Annotated in this window: 21 protein-coding genes and 1 riboswitch; of the genes, 8 read left to right on the top strand and 13 right to left on the bottom strand. The window is 36.1% G+C overall.

Annotation, left to right across the window (positions count from 1 at the left end; genetic code table 11):
- Positions 1–18: 18 nt before the first annotated feature.
- The 12 genes from MKY60_RS01485 to MKY60_RS01430 all read right to left on the bottom strand — a co-directional run bounded on the left by MKY60_RS01485 (position 19) and on the right by MKY60_RS01430 (position 12,452).
- A complete protein-coding gene (locus MKY60_RS01485; RefSeq protein WP_340928324.1) occupies positions 19–714 on the bottom strand; it encodes a hypothetical protein in 696 nt (231 codons plus the stop codon).
- The gene (locus MKY60_RS01480; RefSeq protein WP_340928322.1) at positions 711–1,382 is read right to left on the bottom strand and encodes a hypothetical protein; all 672 of its coding nucleotides are present in this window, start codon (positions 1,380–1,382) and stop codon (positions 711–713) included. The genes MKY60_RS01485 and MKY60_RS01480 overlap by 4 nt, the downstream gene beginning before the upstream one ends.
- A gap of 196 nt (positions 1,383–1,578) precedes the next feature.
- The gene (locus tag MKY60_RS01475; RefSeq protein ID WP_340928320.1) at positions 1,579–1,917 is read right to left on the bottom strand and encodes a YrdB family protein; all 339 of its coding nucleotides are present in this window, start codon (positions 1,915–1,917) and stop codon (positions 1,579–1,581) included.
- Between the two features lie 2 nt (positions 1,918–1,919).
- On the bottom strand, positions 1,920–2,603 hold the full coding sequence (locus tag MKY60_RS01470; protein ID WP_093495288.1) for an MBL fold metallo-hydrolase: 684 nt from the start codon (positions 2,601–2,603) through the stop codon (positions 1,920–1,922).
- Between the two features lie 12 nt (positions 2,604–2,615).
- Positions 2,616–3,233 (bottom strand): TetR/AcrR family transcriptional regulator, encoded by a 618-nt coding sequence (locus tag MKY60_RS01465; RefSeq protein WP_241597838.1) that lies wholly within the window; start codon positions 3,231–3,233, stop codon positions 2,616–2,618.
- 291 nt (positions 3,234–3,524) lie between these two features.
- Positions 3,525–4,289 (bottom strand): sporulation protein, encoded by a 765-nt coding sequence (locus MKY60_RS01460; protein ID WP_241597839.1) that lies wholly within the window; start codon positions 4,287–4,289, stop codon positions 3,525–3,527.
- A 143-nt stretch (positions 4,290–4,432) separates the two neighbouring features.
- The gene (locus MKY60_RS01455) at positions 4,433–5,344 is read right to left on the bottom strand and encodes a DUF2971 domain-containing protein (protein WP_090569850.1); all 912 of its coding nucleotides are present in this window, start codon (positions 5,342–5,344) and stop codon (positions 4,433–4,435) included.
- Positions 5,345–5,608: 264 nt separating this feature from the next.
- Positions 5,609–7,663, bottom strand: a complete 2,055-nt coding sequence (locus tag MKY60_RS01450; RefSeq protein ID WP_340928316.1) for a bifunctional diguanylate cyclase/phosphodiesterase — start codon at positions 7,661–7,663, stop codon at positions 5,609–5,611.
- A 239-nt stretch (positions 7,664–7,902) separates the two neighbouring features.
- A complete protein-coding gene (locus tag MKY60_RS01445) occupies positions 7,903–9,114 on the bottom strand; it encodes a quaternary amine ABC transporter ATP-binding protein (RefSeq protein WP_340928314.1) in 1,212 nt (403 codons plus the stop codon).
- Positions 9,111–9,971, bottom strand: a complete 861-nt coding sequence (locus tag MKY60_RS01440; protein WP_241597854.1) for an ABC transporter permease — start codon at positions 9,969–9,971, stop codon at positions 9,111–9,113. Before MKY60_RS01440 ends, MKY60_RS01445 begins: the two co-directional genes overlap by 4 nt.
- 76 nt (positions 9,972–10,047) lie before the next feature.
- The gene (locus MKY60_RS01435) at positions 10,048–11,043 is read right to left on the bottom strand and encodes an ABC transporter substrate-binding protein (protein WP_241597857.1); all 996 of its coding nucleotides are present in this window, start codon (positions 11,041–11,043) and stop codon (positions 10,048–10,050) included.
- A 449-nt stretch (positions 11,044–11,492) separates the two neighbouring features.
- The gene (locus tag MKY60_RS01430) at positions 11,493–12,452 is read right to left on the bottom strand and encodes a 2-hydroxyacid dehydrogenase (protein WP_340928310.1); all 960 of its coding nucleotides are present in this window, start codon (positions 12,450–12,452) and stop codon (positions 11,493–11,495) included.
- A gap of 309 nt (positions 12,453–12,761) precedes the next feature.
- Positions 12,762–12,869: riboswitch (TPP riboswitch) on the top strand.
- A 79-nt stretch (positions 12,870–12,948) separates the two neighbouring features.
- On the opposite strand from MKY60_RS01430, the gene MKY60_RS01425 reads away from it, so the two are divergent.
- The 6 genes from MKY60_RS01425 to MKY60_RS01400 all read left to right on the top strand — a co-directional run bounded on the left by MKY60_RS01425 (position 12,949) and on the right by MKY60_RS01400 (position 17,288).
- Positions 12,949–13,530 carry a Ykof family thiamine-binding protein gene (locus MKY60_RS01425; RefSeq protein WP_241597863.1) on the top strand — a complete coding sequence of 194 codons (582 nt, stop codon included), beginning with the start codon at positions 12,949–12,951 and terminating at the stop codon, positions 13,528–13,530.
- A 1-nt stretch (position 13,531) separates the two neighbouring features.
- The gene (locus MKY60_RS01420) at positions 13,532–14,113 is read left to right on the top strand and encodes an ECF transporter S component (RefSeq protein WP_090569861.1); all 582 of its coding nucleotides are present in this window, start codon (positions 13,532–13,534) and stop codon (positions 14,111–14,113) included.
- A complete protein-coding gene (locus MKY60_RS01415; protein ID WP_340928306.1) occupies positions 14,106–15,476 on the top strand; it encodes an ABC transporter ATP-binding protein in 1,371 nt (456 codons plus the stop codon). The genes MKY60_RS01420 and MKY60_RS01415 overlap by 8 nt, the downstream gene beginning before the upstream one ends.
- Positions 15,457–16,215 (top strand): energy-coupling factor transporter transmembrane component T family protein, encoded by a 759-nt coding sequence (locus MKY60_RS01410; RefSeq protein WP_340928302.1) that lies wholly within the window; start codon positions 15,457–15,459, stop codon positions 16,213–16,215. The genes MKY60_RS01415 and MKY60_RS01410 overlap by 20 nt, the downstream gene beginning before the upstream one ends.
- A 61-nt stretch (positions 16,216–16,276) precedes the next feature.
- Entirely contained in the window at positions 16,277–16,777 is a 501-nt protein-coding gene (locus tag MKY60_RS01405) for a DUF1697 domain-containing protein (protein ID WP_269915764.1), read from the top strand.
- Positions 16,778–16,919: 142 nt separating this feature from the next.
- Positions 16,920–17,288: a VOC family protein gene (locus MKY60_RS01400; protein WP_093495300.1), complete on the top strand. Its 369-nt coding sequence runs from the start codon at positions 16,920–16,922 to the stop codon at positions 17,286–17,288.
- 38 nt (positions 17,289–17,326) lie between these two features.
- On the opposite strand, the gene MKY60_RS01395 is transcribed toward MKY60_RS01400, so the two are convergent.
- A complete protein-coding gene (locus tag MKY60_RS01395) occupies positions 17,327–18,529 on the bottom strand; it encodes a DUF418 domain-containing protein (RefSeq protein ID WP_340931057.1) in 1,203 nt (400 codons plus the stop codon).
- Between the two features lie 115 nt (positions 18,530–18,644).
- Here MKY60_RS01395 and MKY60_RS01390 point away from each other — a divergent pair, with 115 nt between their 5' ends.
- Both MKY60_RS01390 and MKY60_RS01385 read left to right on the top strand, forming a co-directional pair.
- Positions 18,645–19,349 (top strand): response regulator transcription factor, encoded by a 705-nt coding sequence (locus MKY60_RS01390; RefSeq protein WP_420877789.1) that lies wholly within the window; start codon positions 18,645–18,647, stop codon positions 19,347–19,349.
- Between the two features lies 1 nt (position 19,350).
- The gene (locus tag MKY60_RS01385) at positions 19,351–21,021 is read left to right on the top strand and encodes a sensor histidine kinase (RefSeq protein ID WP_340928299.1); all 1,671 of its coding nucleotides are present in this window, start codon (positions 19,351–19,353) and stop codon (positions 21,019–21,021) included.
- Positions 21,022–21,038 lie beyond the last annotated feature (17 nt).

The following is a 21,038-nucleotide window of genomic DNA, read 5'->3' as shown; positions in this document are numbered from 1 at the left end:
TTTTATTCATTACAAATTCTAGTCTAGTTCAGATTGCTCTAAGAAATGGGTAAACTCAATATGTGTACCTCCCCCTGAGGAAGAACGTCCATTTTCATTTCCTTCAGGATACGTAATTTGATCCGAGCTATTGTATGTGTTCCAACCAAAATAATACGGTGCGGCTGTTGGAGAAACGTTTAACGAATTAATTACAGAAGCCCACTCCTTAGAAAGTTTCATACTTCCATAAAGATTCTCTGATAAGGTAATCTCTTGCTCTAGTTGCACACCTGGTTCGTAGTGTACTTCACCATAATTAACTTCAAATCCTCTTTTATTTATTAAGTAGAACTTCATATAATTCACTTGATCTTGAGGTGGGTAGTTCCAAATAGCATGGTAAGTTGTCGGGTCCTTACTATTTATCTTCCAAACTCGTATATCCCCATCTGTCGATACAAAAACCTCATGCCATTTACGATTGCTCCACTCCCATAAACTAAACCCATACATTTCATGCTCTGCAATAAAGGGAACAAACACGTGGCGATCATCTAAAAAAACAGTATCTTGAATTACACTATTAGAAACTATCGAAAAACTATTACTCATCTCTTCAATTAGTTGATTGTCCGTAGGAAACGAGGTTGGTTTCGAAGTGTAGTACCAGAAACTAACAAAAACTATAATAGTACCAATTACTATAAAGACAAGTAATTTTGGCTTCTTCATTTATTCCCCTCCTCTAACAAGGGATGCTCCGTCTGAAAATAGTATTGCTTATCCTGTGTAGTTATTAATATTCCTTTACCCTTTTCCTCTATATAAACAGTAGTATGAAGCCCACTTCCCCATTTTGGAAGAGTATTCGCTAGCATATAAGGAAAGCGTTCAGTTGTTTTATCTTGTTCCATGACTGTCTCGTTGTACCAACTATCACTGAAGTAATTTTGTTGCTTAGCACCTTGTATTAAGTCTATTGCGTTTTCTTTAAGAATAGTGCTTTCGTGTGCCGTTGGATGCGTATTAATAATATAGGCATCCTCCACATTTGAAATATATGTACTTGGGTCAACTGGCGGATAAAGTAGATAATTTATCAGTACTCCAACCAAAAAGAGTATTAATAAAATAAAATTAGCCCCAAATCCCAACCATGCAAACATTCGGTACTTTTGCCAGGTTTCTTTATTTTTACTTAACAACGCATATAATATCCATACTCCAAGAGGAAGAATAGAAATCTGTGCTACATGACCAAAAACATCCAATTTAATTGAAAACGTAAAAAAACCTGCGAGAATAATTATGATTACTTTCCAAAACACAGGCTTTTCTAATTGCCTTTTATATAAACGTGAGGCTATTAATCCAATTATTATCCATCCAATAAGAACCATTACACTTTCAACAAATTCACCATTCCACCAAATAATAACTCACTCTTTTCTTCTATTATATGTTCTTTAATTCTACAGGACTTCCAATATTTCCTTCTTCTTTACACTTGCAACAGTTACGTTCGACGTGCCAGACATACGAGACCATGGAACCTAAAAAAGACCACAACATAATAGTTTTGGCCTTTAAATATTTTCATTCCTCTATGGAGTACATTAAAATCATTTCTATTAAAACAACAAAACCAAAAATAATTGCTAGTTTACTTTTTCCTGCCACAAATAGTGCAGTGGTTGCAAGTGCAAATACTATTATTTGAAGCAATATTCGAATAGGAATAGTCACCGCGAAAGTAGCTTTCGGAGCAATGAAAATCCCCCAAAATATTGCAACTAATAGTGGTGTTCCTATTCCAAATACAGTATTGATGAACCAGCCTTTGTTCATGTGAAAGCCCCAGTAAGAAAAAGCACCAAGCGCAAAAAGTTCCATAGCAAAAAATAATCCAAATACTATATATTTGAATACCATCATACCTACTGACCTCCTAGCTTTCTCTCCATACTTTTTACGTATTCCTCTAGTTGATCGGAAGGTTGAAACACAGTATTTCCGTGACATACTTCTAGTTGTTTTGGATTTAGTTGGCTTATTATACTAGCACTTGCTACAGCCTGCTCCATGTCTGCAGTGAAAGTAGCCATAGGCTGCTTAAGCTTTCCTTTTTTAGAAGTGAACAAATCACCAGCTAACAATACTTGGTCCTGTTCATGGTAATACACGACATGACCTGGGGAATGACCAGGGGTGAAATACGGGGTAAGTGCCCCCATTTTCTTTAGTTTTGTTAGGCCGTCCTCTAATAAAGGACTAACAATTGTTTTCGGAAGATTATTCTCCAACTTTTTACGTTTTGGGTAAACGACATCACCCTGCATATAGGGGATTTCTACTGGATGTGCATACACTGGGACTTCATACTTTTTCAAAATTCCCTTTACTGCCCCGACATGATCTGAATGTCCATGTGTTAGAAGGATTCTCTGTAAAGGACCGACGTTTAGTTGTTCCATAAAGTTAATGATTCCTTTTGTCATCATCGGCATTCCTGCATCTATTAATGTGATGCCTTCCTTTTCAGCTACTACCCATACATGAATAGGAATGATCATCCATGTTTTCAAACTCCATATATGCTCAGAAATCTTTTTCACCTTCATCGTCATTGCCCCTTACTTTAATTTTTCTTGAAAGCCTATAAGCAAAACTTCTATCGAAAGGTTAAACGTCGGTATCAATCTTTCCATTAGTACATCGAGCGGTTCATGCTGATAGGAGTATGTACTTAATACTCCATTCAGTTGGTAATAAAAAATTCGAGAAAATGCTAAAAGCTGTTCCTCATTTGAAATGGAGAGATTTTCTTGAATAGTAGATTTCAATAGTTCAAATATCGATATTCGAAGTTGATTGATTTGTAATTCAGGCTTTTCATCCACCCTAGAGGATTTTGCATTGAAAAAAATATCATACATATTACGGTTTTTTAAACAAAAGAAAATATATTCTAAACTTATTTCTTTAAGCTTACTTTCCGATGATATTGAATCTCCCTTTGAGATATCCTGCAATTTTTGATGTAGTTCGTGCAATGGCGGCAAAGATAGCTGGTGAAGTAATGTTTCTTTGTCTTTAAAATATAAATAAATCGCTGTATGTGAACAGCCAGCATCCTTTGCAATTTCTCGTATTGTTACTGCATCATACCCCTTTTTCGCAAATAAGTTTGCCGCAGAATCCAATATTAACTTTTTCGTTTCTTCTGAACGTTGCTCCTGTTTACTCTTCATGTTATGCAACCTCATTTCACTTTAACTAACCAATGGTTATATTATAACCATTGGTTAGTTAAAGTGTCAATGTATTTGAAAACAAGTCAAGAAACCTCAATACAGGCAAAAAAACACTCGTTCTTTTTTAATAGAAACCTAGACATCCCGTTGGTTTCCGCTCCGAGCGGACGCTTTCCGTGGTCACGGCTTCAGCCTGTTAAGCCCTTAGTTACTATCAAAAAACACCCCCAACCATTTGAAATAGTTAGAGGTGCTATTATTTTATATGCAGTTAGGAGGAATAAAGTGCTATATCCCAATTGATCGTTGTAGTTTGTCTTTAATAGTCGGTATGTCTTGTGCATTGATCGTTAATCGAATGAATTTCTCGTCCATTTCAAATGCCTCTGCTAACAGTCCACCTAGCCCTCTTGCTCTTCGGTCAACCTGCATTAAAATGTCAGCTGATTGGGAGGACTGGGACAGAAATAGGATTTCCAGCTCATCAAGTTTTGATCTATAGGCACCGCTGACCGGAACAAATTCAAATTCTTGTACAAATGGATATTGACTGCCTAATTTATAAGAGGCTTTCTCACATTCAACTTTCCGTAATTTAAATCCAAGTTGTTCAATCGCTTCTAAAATATGTGTAGCTAGTTTTGTTGGCCGTACGTTAATATAATCTTTATCTGTAGGGTCTACACTATTTTTGATATCTAACCCTGTGCTAACCCATACACGGGTGTTACCATAAGTGACTGGTGCATCTTCAGGAAGCGTTAGCGAAAAGGGAATTATTTTCTTTTCATTTGCTTCAATTGTAAAGGGCTCAGTAACTTTAAATTTTTGAATGGCCGCTACATCCGTGTATTTTCGATCATTCGATTCACGAATATATGTTGTATTTACCGTTAAGTAAATCGCATCAATCTGTTGTTCTAAATTTCCGCCACTGACTTCCACTACACCCTGCATGATTTCTCCAGCAGTAAACTCTGATTTTTCTAGTTTCGTGTCTACTTTAGCCCCGCCAACCCCTACACTTGCTAATACTTTATTGAAAAATGACATATACATTCTCCTTTGATTTTAATAACATTTTTACGCTTTTACATTGTAATAGGTTTCACTTTGTTATAAAAAAAGAATCTGCTACATACTTGTCAGCTGTTCAACAATGTTCAGGGCTAGTATAGACGCTTTAGTTTTTCTTATTATCGATAAGGAATATGCGATAGTTTAATAGGAACAGTTGGGTATCCTACATTTTTCAAATAATAATTGATACTTCTTGCTGTGAATTCATTGGTTCCGGAAGGACCGATAATGATTTGATTGACAGGAAGCCTATTGTCATTTTGAAGTACTTTGTTATGCGTCTCTAACTCAATATATGGCAAAATAATATTATCTCGTGCACGGAATTTGAGTTCATGCTGATACGACATACTCTTGGAGTTCGTCACAATAATTCGCCATTCCTTTTCCTCTGAAAAAGTAGCATGTTTAAACAGTGGGAGAAAGTATCCAATCGTTCTTGCCACTTCCTTTGGAGAGAACTGTGGTTTCACTCCACTTAGCTCTAAGCTAAGGAGCGAGACGTTTATAATTCTGCGAATAATTCTTTCTTGTAGCTTATGATCGTATATGACCTTTCTAGGAAAAAAGTTTTCTTCACTTAAATGAAAAGAAACATCAAATAAGGATGAAAAGTCAAAGCCAATAGAGATTCCATGCTGACTTCTGCTATATCCTCGCCACTGACTTAGTAGGTCTCCACTTTCACAAAATGACACTACAAAAATATCCGTATCCTGTTCTTCTAGAATCGTAAAAACTTCTTCTAAATAAGCTCTTCTAGGATTTTCTACCGGTAATTCTTGAATGAGCTTTTGTACGATACTTTCACAAACCTCTAACCCATGACTATATTCTTTCGAGTCATTCATAAACTTTATATGCGAAGCCCAAAAGGTTTTATTGCTAATTATTCCCTGCGCTCCTTCTAAATTTGTATAATGATATAAAGCTTTAATATTTTTGGTAAAGTATTTTTTGAATTCCTTACTGATTAAAGGGATAAGAGCTTTCATATCGATTTTTGAAATAGGGTTTTGCTCAGACATTTCAATAGCACCTCCTATACTTTTATAGTATCACTTCCCTGTTTTTATGTACAAAACTGGTAATTCGAAACTGGATCAGCTATATAAACGAGGATTATTATTCTTGAAAGTGTCGAAAACCCGGTGTTTACTGGACATTTTTATATACTTTCTTATCTTGTAAGAAAAACCAAGAAAATGACATCCCCGGTCCTTTTAGATCAAAACCTATTTATTTTGGGTTTTGTATACACTTCATCTAAAAAAACCAGAAATGGAAAGATTTCAATCTTCCATTCTGGTTTCTAGATACCACTTGATAAGGTCATGAGGTTTCATCGGTTTTGCAAAATAATATCCCTGAAAAATTGGATTTTTACTAGTGTTCGTTAAGAAATTTACTTGCTCCTTTGTTTCTACTCCTTCGATGACTACATTTAAGTCTAAAGATTCACCTAATGTAACAATAGCTTGGATAATAGCTGAATCTTTAGCCGAGGTCGGCACATCATCTATAAAAGATTTATCTACTTTTAAGGTTGATATCGGCATTTGCTTTAAATAAGAAAGTGATGATACTCCGGTACCAAAGTCGTCTAATGCGACAGAGAAGCCTTCTCTTCTAAATGCTCCTACCGCACGCATAGCTTCTTCCATATTCTCAACAAAGCTATTCTCTGTTATTTCTAATTCTATTTTCGATGGTTCCAGACCATAGTCATTCAGTTTCTGTGTTAATACCTTTAATAGTAGCGGTGAAGTTACATACTCGCCTGGTATATTAATAGCAATTTGCTGAAAGGAAATATCCTGTTGTTTCCAGTTAGCTATTTGTTGACACACTCTGTCTATTATCCAATCCGTCACTTTAATCATACGATGATATTCCTCTAAAATAGGAATAAAAACAGCTGGTGATAGAACTCCATACTTCGGATGGTCCCATCTTAATAATGTTTCAAGCCCTACAATGTTTTGTGAATTTAAACGAACCTTCGGCTGGTAAACAAGAAACAATTCATCATCTCTCATAGCTCGGTTTATGTCTTCTGCTATTTCGCGTTCAAATGTATACGTATGAATATTAGAGTCATAGTAAACAATATCATGATTGTACGTAATGGATGGATAGTTTAGAACTGCTAGAACATTTGTGTAAATATTAGAAGCATCACCCAAATGATCTGTCTCAGATATTGCACATACGCCATATGAAAAAACTTCTTGATCCTTTACGAGTATAGGTTGACGGAGAACATCTGATATTTCCTTCAAAGCCACTATTAGTTGTTTTGAACTATCCACATCCCTAGTTAGTAGAGCAATGCGATGCCCCTCAATTCGATAAATCTCTGTTTTTGACGGTGTTCTAGACTTGAAAAGATGTACTAAAGCAAGAATCACATCATCGCCGAAGGAATAGTCAAACTGTCTATTAATATATTCTAAATCATGTATATGCCAAACCGCTAAAACTTTAGGTGATTGAAGTTTTTTCTCAAACAATCGACGATTTGGTAATTGAGTTAATGCATCATAATAATTTGCTCTGTACTGGATGTAACGGTCTATCAAACTCGATAGTAATAATATACCCAAAAGCATAGCCATTCCCACTGTCACAATAACTGCTAGTCCATACATTTCTGTCATATGAGAATGAACTAAGTGTAATTCATACCCCTCTGGAATATAAAAGTTCATAGCAGCCATGCCCGTGTAATGCATACTTGAAATAGCCAAACCCATGATCAAGGATATTAAAAGCTGAATTATATAATTTATTTTATAGGATTGGACAGTTGAAAAAATGTAGACTGCAATTATAGAAACAAATATGGCAATACAAATAGAGGTTACAAACAGTAAAGGATCATAAGTATAAACAACATCCATTTCCATTGCATACATTCCTATATAATGCATAGAGGAAATTCCTGTCCCCATTGCAATCCCAGCGAAAGTATAAGACCAAAAGTTTCGTTGTGGAAGATTCGCCAAATAGAAAGCTATAAAAGATGCTAGCATAGCTGGGATAATTGAAATTAGCGTAATAATATTATTGTAACTCATATTTACCGGTAACGAAAAAGCCCCCATCCCTACAAAATGCATAGACCATATACCAAATCCTAAACTGAGAGAGGCTAGCAATAACCAGAAATTCTTATGAAAAAAACTATTTTCTTTCGCTCGTTTATTCAATGACAGTGCTGTATAGGATGCCACCACTGCAATAACTATTGAAAATAATACTATTAACCCGGAATATTCACCATTTATCTCCATATATGAATTATTCACAGGACTATTGTTATTAATATTGAATATATTCTCCACCCCTCTCTATCCTTTAGACTATATCACATCTATTCCTTAGTCATAAATTAAGCAAAATTTTAAAAAATTATCATTTTTATAATAACCAAATATACCTATTTAAGAGGAATAAAGAATACTGAAAAACAGTTTGCAACATGATCATCTATGCTTTAAATAATGAGAAGACTGGCCTCGTAATAGCAAGTAGCTTCCGCCTGTTAACATTTAAAATTTCTAAAAAAAAACACAGAAACTAGTTAAAGTTTCTGTGCTTCGTTTTGTTCATTGTTACTCTCACTAATTAGACTTGCTAATACATGAACCCTCAGTATGATTCCCTTAATGGTTTGTTCTTCATCCGTAACGACGATTGGATATTTCGAGTCTAATACGTACGGTATAATATCTTGAACATATTCATCAGGTTGTACGGTTTTAACTTCTGTGGACATGACTTCTTGTAATGTTTTTTTCTCTTTCAGACCATCAATTGCTTGGTCAACCGTTACAATTCCTTGCAGCTGGCGTTTGCGATCTGTAACGAAAGCACTTGAGATACCACTTTCTCGCATAACTTGGATAGCTACATTAAGTCCATCCTTTAAGGAGACTAAGCCATATGGTTTGGACATGATATGCTCTGCCTGAAGAATTTTAGAGCGATCAATATCCCGAATAAATTCCGAAATGTAGTTGCTAGCCGGTTTTTCCAAAATTTCTTCCGGTGTGCCAATTTGTTCTACTTTTCCATCCTTCATCACCGCTACACGGTCACCAATTTTAAATGCTTCATTTACATCATGTGTAATGAAGATAATTGTCTTTTGTAATTTATTTTGAATATCAAGCAGCTCTAATTGCATTTCGCGTCGAATTAAAGGATCCAACGCACTAAATGGCTCATCCATCAGTAAAATATCCGGATCATTAGCGAGTGCTCTGGCAATTCCTACTCGCTGGCGCATTCCACCAGATAATTCATCAGGATACTGATTTTCATATCCTTTTAGGCCAACCGTCTCTAAATGCTTTTGGGCAATTTCTCGACGTTCTGTTTTTGACATTCCTCGTATTTCCAAGCCATATTCAATATTTTCCAATACAGTTCTATGGCTAAATAATCCAAAGTGTTGAAATACCATGGCAATTTTTTTCTGACGAAAATATTTTAATTGGTTTTTATTATATCCGACTATATTTTCTCCATCGACATAAATAGCTCCATAGGTTGGTTTGTTCAACAAATTTAGGCAACGAATTAACGTTGACTTTCCGCTTCCCGAAAGTCCCATGATGACAAAGGTCTCACCCTCCATAATTTCCATGGAGGCATTATAGACACCTACAGTGTGCCCCGTTTTTGCTAGAATTTCATCCTTTGGAACACCCTTTTCAATCATAGTGATGACTTTTTTAGTTCTTGGTCCAAAGATTTTAGATACATTTTCAACCTTAAGTTTTACTGTCATGCTCCATCCCTCCTATGTTTCTGAAGGCGGTTTGCAATTCCTCCTGTAATTCGGTCAATAATAATTGCTAGGAATACAATACTAATCCCTGCTTCAAACCCTAGCGAAATATCAATTCGATTTATGGCGTATAGTACACGTTCACCAAGACCTTGGGCACCAACCATGGATCCGACAACTGCCATCGATAGTGCCATCATTGTCGTTTGGTTTACACCAGCCATAATAGTAGGCAAAGCTTGGGGCAATTGTACTTTCATTAACATTTGGGACGTAGAAGAACCAAAGGATTGTGCAGATTCTACTACTTCTTTATCTACATTACGAATTCCTAGCTCAGTCAATCGAATAACTGGTGGAAGTGCATAAATAATAGTAGCAATAACCGCTGGAACATTTCCTAGAGGGAAAAAGAATATTACTGGTATTAAATAGACAAAGCTAGGCATTGTTTGCATTGCATCCAAAACAGGTCTCATTATTGTCGACATTGTTTTACTAAATGCAGTCCCAACTCCTAATGGAATCCCAATTACAAGAGAAAGTATAACTGAGATTAATACAATGGATATAGTGGTCATTGTTTCGGGCCACAAATCGAATGTACCTATTAGGAATATAAAGAGGCCAAAAAGAAGTCCTCCATATAAATTTGTAAAGTACCACCCTAAAAGAAAGATAATTATGATAAAAATCCACCATGGGATTGCTAGAAGACCTGCTTCTAGCCCCTTAATCATGGAAGAAGATATAACAAAGACAAAATCAAAGAATGCTTCAAAATTCATCGCTAAAAAGTCAATGAAATTTTCTACTACATCTCCAATTGGAATTCTTACTTCAGGAAATTCTGTCATACATTTTGGACTGTATCAAAAAGAACAGTCGCATACACCTCACTTTTTATGGTTAAATTACTATGATCATGAACCATTACTTCAAAGCTGCTTTCACTTTTTCTGCAACTTCTTCAGACACCCAAGTAGTCCAAATATCTTCATGCTCATTCATCCACCACTGTGCGGCTTCATCTGCTTCTACTTCGTTTTCATTCATATATTTTAATGCTTCTTCTGTTAGAGCATTACTAGTTTCATATTTGCTTAAGAAATCAGTTACGTCTTTTGCTTGCGTTGGAAAATCTTTGTGTACTGCGATTACAACATCATTCGGAGGAAATTCAGTTCCTTTAGATTCTTCCCAAGTCGCTGCATCATAAGGAGTATCCTCAAGTAATGTTAAGTCATAACTAGCTGTTACCCATGTTGGCGACCAGTAATACCCTACCCATGGTTCACCCTTTTTATATGCTCCCGCTAAATCTGCTACTATTGCAGAGTCAGATCCAGGTGCTAAGTAATTGTAGTTCGCGTCAAGGCCATATGTTTCAAGTTTCGTCTCCAAGTGTTCACTTACAGCCCAGCTAGAAGGCGCACCAATTATTCTACCTTTGGTGTTGTCTTCAGGGTCTTGGAAAATATCTGGATATTTCTCTAGGTCTTGGACAGTTTTCAAATCAGGTGCAACTGCTTCAATCCCTCTTTCTTTATCCCCTTTTATCACGTAAGTTGGAACATATAGTCCTTGCGTATTATCATTGAAATTAGTTGCTAACTTCACAATGTTTCCACTATCAATTGCTTTTTCATAAATCTCCTTTGTATTATCTGTCCATATCTCCATATAAACATTGATGTCCCCTTGTTCAAGTGATTGCAACGTAGCTGCGGTAGTTCCACTTGTAACCTCGGTTTCATAGCCATAACCTTCTTCGACGATTAATTGGGCTATACTATTGTGAACACGTATACTATCCCAACCGGCATCTGCAAATTTAATCACTTCAATACTGTCTGTGCTAGATTCACTACTACATGCACCAAGTACTAAAAATGCACACAAAGAAATAAACAACATAATTTTCCTCATTATTTTTCCCCTTTTCTCTATTTATTAAAATAGACACATAGTCCTACCCTCCAATACATACCCTTTTTTCTCAAGTTTAATCATTTGAATTTTGAATATTATTATAGAACTATGCTCCCAAATTTCCAAAATTCTGGTACGTCTATTTTATGAGTTCCCATGTTACTAGAGTTTATGAAGTGAAGCAAATAAGATATGGTTAAAAACGGTATATTATTCAATAATTTCGAATAATAAGAATCGGATTTACAGACTATTAGTTATAGAGTTATGGTATTTATTGTGTAATTTAAGATATTTTTTGTAGGTATTATGAATCAATCTGGGGTTTATTGAATTTTCTACTTTTAGGAAGGGATATTAAATGTAATTTCTATAAATGAGAGATAATTGGTTTGATAAATTAATAAAAAAAGTGGTCACTAAATTATAGGACCACCGCTTAAGTATTATACAATTCTATTCTGAGGCTCTCTGTTTTCTAACACTGCTTCTATATCTTTTGCGTTCAATTCCATCATTGCTTGACGAGTTCGAATACTAGCACTGCCAATATGAGGCAATACAGTTACGTTAGGTAATGTCAACAAAGGATGATCTAACGGCACAGGTTCTTGTTCAAATACATCAAGCCCAGCAGCCCATATTTTTTTAGAAGTTAATGCGTTAAATAGAGCTTGTTCATCTACAATGCCACCTCGTGCGACATTAATAATTGTTGCAGTATTCTTCATCAGATTGAGTTCACGTTCACTTATAAGTCCTTTTGTTTCTGGAGTTAGTGGAGTTAGCAATATAACAAAATCAGATTGCTTTAGTAAGTCGTCTAATTCAGCATAAGTAAAACCATACGTTTCTTCCGCTTCTAGTTTTCTAGAACGATTATGATATAACACATTCATGTCAAAGCCTTTTGCACGCCTTGCAACTGCTTCTCCTATGCGACCCATCCCAACAATACCAAGCGTTGCACCGAAAATATCCATGCCTGTATATTGCATTGGCGACCAGGACGTCCAATTACCTGAACGAATTTCTTGTTCTACTTCTGTTATTCTTCGAGCCGTCGCTAACAATAAAGCAAATGTTAAGTCTGCTGTTGTCTCTGTTAATACACCCGGCGTATTAGTTACGATAATACCGTGTTCTTTTGCAGCTTCCACATCTATATTGTTATAGCCAACAGCAAAATTACTGATTACTTTTAAATTTGACAGACTTTCAATTAGTGCACGATCGATATTATCAGATAGCATCGTCCATAAAGCATGTGCACCTTTAGCATTTATTTTTATTTCTTCATATGTCATCGCAATACTTTCGCTATGCCACATATGTACATCAAATTTCGCCCTTAAAGGCTCGACGATTTCTTCAGGTAGTTTACGTGTAATGTATATATTGTCCATAACTTCTTCCCCCTTTGTTGTATTAACCAAATCATGGACGAAAGTACGAAATTTTGCAAACATATTTACATCTTTTAATAGCTACGTTATACTTTGGGCACATAAGAAAAGTGCGAGCACCTATGTTAGCTTCAACAATGTTCTTTTGCGATAAGCTTTGCGCAGAAGCAGGCTCTGGATAGAAATTCACGTAAAGACGTCCTTATGGCTTGGTGAAATTCTGAAGTGTCTCAAGCGATTTAGGTGCTGAACTAGATAGATATGCGTAACAGCACATATTTTCTAGTCTTTTAAAAAACTACATACCGTTTTCTGCACTAGGGGTGCCCACTTTGGCTGTGATGAGAGCTTTTTAGCTCCGATCCCTTATTACTCGATCAGGATAATACCTGCGTGAGGAAGTGCGGTGACTTTCCTAATATTTTTGTATTGGATTAGTGACTGCATCTTCACGGATGTGGCCTTTTTTTATGAAAAAATTTAGGAGGTTTTACAAATGGAATGTGGATTAAGCCCAATCATCGGATTTCGTTTTTCGTTACATCCGATGAACAATGATTTTATTAAGGTAATTAAAGAAGCTTTGAAGGAGACGGATACGTCGAATGTGTGGATGCATACGGATGATGTGTCGACAGTCATTCGCGGGAAACAAGTGCACGTGTTTAATGTAGCAAAAGCTCTAACTTTACATGCAGCTAAAACAGGTGTACATGTTGCTTTATCTGGCACTTTCTCTGCTGGTTGCCCAGGTGACTCTTCTGGAGATGCCTATCTAGATAAGGGTGATATAATCGCCAACACAGATATTACAAAACAATATGTTTCCTCTCAATTTGCGCTATATCCGATGAATAATCCCAATTACATGGACGTTATTTATCGTGAAGTAGATCGTGCTAAAGAACAAGGTGTATTCAATGAATCGATGCACTATGCAAGTGGTATTCATGGTGATATACACGATGTGTTTGCATTTTATGAAGAAGCATTCACGAATGCACGCTCAGAAAAACATAAGCATTTGGTCATGACAGTTTCTATGAGTCTTAATAGCCCTTCTCACGGAGGTCGCTGATATGCTGAAATCATGGAAGTTAAAAGAGATTGTACTAATGTCCTTGTTCGCGGTTGTCTTTGGTATTGTTTATCTATTGTTCTTGCATGTCGGCAATATTTGGGCTGGGTTCATCGGTCCAATTGCGTATGAATGGATTTTCGGAATTTGGTTTATAGTATCAATTATTTGTATGTATATTATCCGCAAACCTGGTGCAGCAGTCGTTTCCGAGACGATTGCTGCTGCGATTGAAGTATTATTAGGTAATGCTGTAGGACCCCGCTTAATACTTTCAGGAGTTATCCAAGGCCTAGGTGCTGAAGCAGTTTTCGCTGCTACACGATATAAACGCTTTGATTTATGGGTTCTAATGCTTGCTGGTGTTGGATCGTCAATCTTTAGTTTTGCTTATGGATACTTTCTAGGTGGATTTACAGTGTTCAGCACGGGTTATGTTGCATTAATGCTTGGAATTCGTATAGTAAGTGGTGCTTTGCTTGCCGGTGTCGGTGGAAAAGCAGTAGCAGATGGTCTACTAGCAACTGGTTCTCTTCGTGGATATGCCATTTCTCGATCGAAAAAAGGTGAAGTTCGTGCATGAAGTTATCGAATTTGAAAAAGTAAGTTTTCGTTATCCTGACGAGGAAAAATGGATACTGGAGGGTCTTTCGTTTACTGTTTTGCGAGGGGAACGTATAGTCATCACTGGTCCAAGTGGATGTGGGAAAACGACTTTACTGTATTTATGCAATCGATTGTATCCGGATAATTGCGATGGTATTTTGTCTGGTTCAATAAAACTTTTTGGGAAAGATAGCCTTTCCTTTATTCCCGGGGAAATAAACCATCGCATAGCGACAGTCTTTCAAGACCCTGATGCACAATTTTGCATGCAAACAGTTGAAGAAGAACTTGCTTTTACACTTGAAAATTTGCATACTAAACGCGATGAAATGGAGAAAAGAATTTCTGACGTACTGACTCTAACCGATTTAACTGAGTTTCGCCATGCAATCATACAAAAACTTTCTGGTGGTCAAAAGCAACGTATTGCCACTGCATGTGCACTTATAATGGAGCCAGAAATTCTGTTACTAGATGAACCACTCTCCCATTTAGACCCTTTCACAGCCAAAAAGTATGTGGAGTGGTTAGATAATTTACAACAAAAAAGAACGATGACAATTATAGCTATTGAGCATCGATTGGATTTATGGGGGGACTTTTTCGAAAGAAATATTCCCTTGCATAATGGCAAAGTAACTTCTAAATTAGAAAAACGAGTAAGCAGTACACAAGAAAATAATTCGCTAGTCGTTAGTAAAGTACAGGCAATGCCTTTTTTGAAAGAAACTACTTTCACATTAAATCATGGAGAAGTAACTGTACTTGCCGGACCAAATGGTAGCGGAAAATCTACTTTGTTGAAAGCATTATGTCAGCTAATTCCTTCTACAGGGACTGTAGTACCTTTAAATTTAGGATATGTCCCTCAATCTCCTGAGTTTTTATTTCTCACACAAAATGTGTTAGATGAAGTTAGTTTTGGTGGTGGAAATAGTTCAATGGAAATGATGACTAGATTGCAGCTGTTACCTATTGCGGATTCCCATCCATTTTCAGTAAGTCATGGACAAAAGCGACGAGTGGCTATTGCAGCAATGCTTTGTGATGGCAGAGAAATTATTCTAATGGATGAACCAACTTCTGGCCAGGACTCAGCAGCTTTGTTCGAATTATTCCATTTAATCGATGAGCGTGCGCGTGAAGGTACCACATTTTTAATCGTTACGCATGATATGGAGTTTGCTCATTATTTAGCAGACTCGGTTTTATTGATGAAAGATGGCCAATTGACTGGAAAGTTTAACGCTGAAGCTGTATGGGAAGACAGGAAATTGTTAATGGATCATCACCTACTCCGCCCGAAAGGAGTGATAGGTCATGAAGAATGCTTTGCATAAGATGAATCCTTCGATTAAATTTTTGGCAATTACAATTTGTATGTTTACGATGGCATTCTTCTTCGATCCTTGGACGCCACTTGTTTTTTGGATCGGCGTACTAATGCTACAATTGTTGTTCACCCAGATCAACTGGAAAAAATGGTTGTTGTTTATGCTTCCTTTTTTTGTTACTGCTTTCGGTTATTTTTGGACTACACTTGTGTTCGCAGAAGATCAATCCGGTCCTGTTGTATGGTCCATTTGGAATTTGCACGTTACCCAAACACAATTGAATCATGCTCTATCTTTAAGTTTTCGGGTGATGGCATTTTCCAGCTTGTCCTTATTATTCGCTTTAACGACGAATCCAGTGACATTCATTTTAAGTCTTATGCAACAATTAAAGCTCTCACCCAAAATTGCTTACGGAGTGATGGTTGGATACCAATTTTTGCCCGTCTTGAAAGATGAATTTGTGCAAATTAGGCAGGCCCATCGAATAAGAGGTGCTACCAAGGAAAAAAATGCGTTGCAAAGATTATTTGGCATACGACGTATTTTGATTCCTATGCTTGCAGGAGCTGTACGAAAAGCAGAGCGTGCAGCGTTTGCAATGGAAGCGAGAGGTTTCACTGGTGATCGAAGAAGTAGTTATTTTCATGTGATTACCATCGGGAAAGTAGACTTTGCATTAGTTAGCTTATTTTTAGTTGTGTTAGTTTTAAGCTGTTCGAATATGTTGTGGCTCCGTTTATAGATTTTGTTTCTCTTACTCTTACGATAATATAAAAGTATGTGAAATTTGGGGAGTGAGGATATTGTCATTTGTTGCTTTACTGCGTGGTATTAATCTCGGTGCTAAAAATAAAGTGGACATGAAGTCATTGAAGCTACTTTTTGAAGAGATGGGTTATGAAAATGTACGGACTTATATACAAACTGGGAATGTTATATTTGATAATAAAACTTATGACGTGCTTCAGTTGCAGAATACTCTTCGAGAAACATATGGCTTTGACATACCAGTTGTTGTCCGTTCGAAGGACGCGTTTGAAGAGATTCAGCAGCATCCCATTTTCTTAAAAGAACAGGTATATGTAATGTTCTTAGAAAAAGATGTGTCGGATGAACAGCTTGCTGTCCTCGAAAACCTTGTGGATGATGAATTTATCGTATGGAATCGCCGCAATATCATTATTAATCTATCGAAAACCTATCATCAAACTAAATTTACAAATACTTTCTTTGAGAGAAAACTTGGTATAACATCCACGGCACGCAATCAGAATACAGTGAATAAAATATTGAAGAAAATGTGAATGAGTTCCCACCTTGTTAAGAGGTGGGAGCTTTTTTACAGTTATATAAGTAATTTTTATACTTCTGTATAAAAATTATAAATTTTCCAAATGACCTAGCCTCACGTATGATTACAATAGAATATAACAAGGGGGATTTATGATGTCATTTGCTTTTAAATCAATAGACCATGTACAGCTAGCTGCTCCAAAAGGTTCCGAAGATATCGCCAAACGTTTCTTTGGAGAGATTTTAGGATTTCAGGAAGTAGAAAAGCCTGAAGTCTTGAAAAAAAGAGGCGGAGTTTGGTTTCAATTTGGCAATTATCAAATTCATATTGGTATTGAAGAGCCATTCGCACCAGCTAAAAAAGCCCACCCAGCATTTCAAGTCGAGAACTTAGAGGCATTGAAAACTCATTTGATGAAACATGAAGTCAACTTCATAGTGGATACCGATTTACCTGGAGCAAATAGAATTTATGTAAGCGATCCTTTTGGTAACCGCATTGAAATTTTAGAATGGACTTAATACGATAAATTTTTGCAGAAAAAACACCTTAGTTTACATTAAACCAAGGTGTTTTCCATCTCTATTTTCTTTGATTTTTTCGAACGTTTTTTTCTTTTCTTCACTGCACCATTCCATGAGAAGTTCGTACCCATTCTTAATATAACCTCGAGTGGACCACGTTGAAATTTCTTTAAATACAAGGAACTGCATACACACTGCAAAACGAATATAACAAGTCCAAGAATAATACTATTTAACATTCCAAGGTTTCCAAACAATCCTAAGCCGTAGCCGTAAAAAATAGTCGTACATATAACGCTTTGCATAATATAGTTTGTAAGGGACAGCTTTCCAACACTTTCAAAACCATGAAATACGTTTGAATTAGAATAGCTTACAAATAAAAGTGCAAATAAAGAAATATAGCCAAGAGAAAGGAACTGTGCACCGACATTTAATAATATTGCAGACCAATCATTTTGTAGAAGAAGTATACTACTTGCCTTTAACGCTAATCCGATTGGCAAAAAAACTACGCCTATTTTATACCATTTTTGTTCCAAACTAGGTCTAGTAAAAAGTTTCCCTTTTGCTGCTGCCATCCCAAACAAAAATAAGGGAGCCGTCATAAAAGGTGCTAAAATCATAACGAACAAGAGGAAAAATTCATCGTCAAAAAATAGTGGACTTTCATTATTTCTATGATCCATTATTTCTGTATAGTTGCCATTTGTATATACATCATTTGTTTTTACAATATAAGAGGATAACTCTTTTACCTCTTCATTTGTTTCTTCCACTACTCCATAGCCCATTGCACTTGTCAAAAGAAGTAAAATAATTCCCCAAATAATAAGAGTCTTTTTCTTTCTGTTTATAAAGAGGAATAAGAAGAATCCCATAAATCCATAAAAAGCTAAAATATCTCCTTCCCATAAGTATGTTCCATGCAAAGTACCAAAAATTATAAGTAAAATAAACCGTCTAACTAAATGCCACCTAGCCTTTACTTCTTTTTTCCTCAAAGATTCCACCAATTTGATAAGTGAGTACCCAAATAAGAATGTAAAGATCGGCATAAAACTGCCTTCTACTACAATTTTTATAAACTTGTATGCTCCTGTGTCAAGATCTGACAAAGAGAAGTAAGAAATCTCATCTTTCCCCCACATTCCATATTGGAATATAAGCATATTTGCCAATAGTATTCCGAACAGACTAAGACCCCTTAGGCTGTCTATCAATCTTACTCTTTCCATTTTCACTAGAAATCCTCCTAGAGTTTTATATCGCTCATTTGTTAGTATAAAATAAGTAGCTTATATCAGTATGAAACGTACCTTAAAGAAATCTTAAATTTTGGAGTGGATATTGGTGTTAAAGGTAAAAATTTTAGTTGTGGATGACGAACAAGCAATTGGTGACATGGTAGATATCATTTTAAGAAAAGAAGGATTTAATCAGATAGATGTATGCACGAGTTTTATCGCTGCCGAAACACTTATCGCACAATATAACTATGACCTATTTATATTCGACATTATGTTACCAGATGGTACTGGACTTGACCTAGCAGAAAAGGTACGTACTAAATCAGATGCACCTATCTTTTTCCTAACAGCAAAAGCAAGTGATGCAGACAAGCTTCGCGGCTTTATGTACGGTGCGGATGATTATATTACAAAACCATTTAACCCTATGGAACTAGCTGCTCGTGTCAAAGTGCAGATGAAACGATATAAATCCCCTTCATCTGCCCCTACATGTAAACAAGTATTTGACTTCGGTCGTTTCCAATTAGATGTCGCTGCAGCTGAATTAACTGTTGCTGGGGATAAAATGAATTTAGCAGGGAAGCTCTTTTACTTACTGCAACTTTTTTGCGAACATCCAGGACAGGTTCTATCCAAGGAACAAATTTATGCTCACGTTTGGGGTGAAGAACATTTTATAGATGATAATACGATAATGGTTCATATCCGAAAACTTCGCGAAAAGATTGAGGTGCAACCTGGTAATCCAAAACTTCTTTTAACTATTCGCGGTATAGGATATAAACTTATAAGCGAGGAACATTAAAATGCGCTTATCTACAAAAATGACTACACGTTTTTTAGCTTATTTTGTTGTTTTTTATGCAGTATTGCTCATTGTATCGATTGGACTTATCGTATATTTTGTTTATGATGTAATGAATAGTAATAGCTATACAGATATTCGTGAACTAGATGCGTTTGAGCTTGAGTCAGATTTTACAAAGGATTCAAATGGGACCTATCATTTGTCCCAAGACTTAATTGATTCAGCACATGAAAACAAAGGACTAGTTCAGTTAGTCAATAAAAACGGCAAGGTACTTGCTAGCTCGGAGAAGAGTAGTGATTGTTGCAGCAGTTACACTCTTTCTCAGTTCGTTGCCATGACAAAAACGAAGGAAGCATTTGTATGGGAGCAGGGTAACGGCCTGTATATTGTGTTTATCGAAAAACATCCTGCGACACAGTTACTTTCTATGATTGTTCAAGAAAACGGGACTGAATTGTCGAATAACATACAAAAGAAACTAAAAGAAGCAGATGCCAGTTTTGAAATTTATACGCCAGATGGCAATCGGGGAAAAGTTGTTTTCGGGCCCTCCAATCCTGCTCTTAGTGGGATCGAAATACTAACCAGTTCACATAATTACTCTGAAAGAAAAGAAGTAATTGCCTCTGAGGTATTAGAAGATGGAAACGTTGCTGTTGTCAGAGTCAATAATTCAAACTATAACCCTTTCGAACCTGCATTTGAAGATGGGATGAAAAAGTTTGGGATAGGTCTTCTATTATTTCATCTTATTCTTTTTTTCTTTACTATATTGTTTTCTTTTTGGATCGGAAGTCGATTTGGTCGTCCTGTTTTATACTTTCTTAAGCGTATCGAGAAATTAGCCAAACAAGACTATGAAGTTTTAGATGATCGGAAATTAAGGAATCATAAAACCGGGCGATTAAAACGAAAATATCGTGTGTACGAAGATATTGATCAATCACTCTCCCATTTAGCGTTTACACAGGAAGCAAATGAGCGAAAAATTATGCAAACCGAAAAGTTAAGAGAGGATTGGATTACTGGTCTATCACATGATTTGAAAACACCACTTAGTTCGATCTATGGTTATTCAACCATGCTATCATCTGATAACTACGCTTGGTCAAATGAAGAGGTAAAATCCTTTGCTAAGATAATGCAAGAAAAGTCGACCTATATGAATGCTTTAATAGAAGATTTAACTTACACTTATCAACTAAAAAACAATGCTATATCTATAGAAAAGATTAATGTTAACTTATTTGAATTCGTAAAAGCCTATTCGTCTAAATCTGTTTGGAAGGATATCCAAGATCCCATAGGAGACGAAGGTGCACAAGTTTATATTGATCCAAAGCTATTTGAACGAGTGCTCGATAATTTAGTAGGAAATGCCATTAAACATACACCGGAAGGAACAAAAGTACTTTTAATAATTGAACAAAATAAAGATAATGTGTTGTTAACTATTCATGATGAAGGAAAAGGAATTCCGATAGAGGAATTAGAAAATCTATTCAATCGTTACTATCGTGGAACAAATACAACTACGGAAGTTTCGGGGACCGGCCTTGGTCTTGCAATAGCAAAACAACTTGTAGAAGCACATAACGGAGACATTCAGGTAGAATCGAGTGAGTTTGGCACAATTGTAACCATAACATTACCCTCTACAACATAAGAGTATTTTTTAAAAAA

This window comes from Psychrobacillus sp. FSL K6-1415 (assembly GCF_038003185.1).
Taxonomy (GTDB): Bacteria; Bacillota; Bacilli; order Bacillales_A; family Planococcaceae; genus Psychrobacillus; species Psychrobacillus psychrodurans.
Note: the sequence above shows the minus strand (reverse complement) of the source record. Positions and strands in the feature narration are given on the sequence as shown.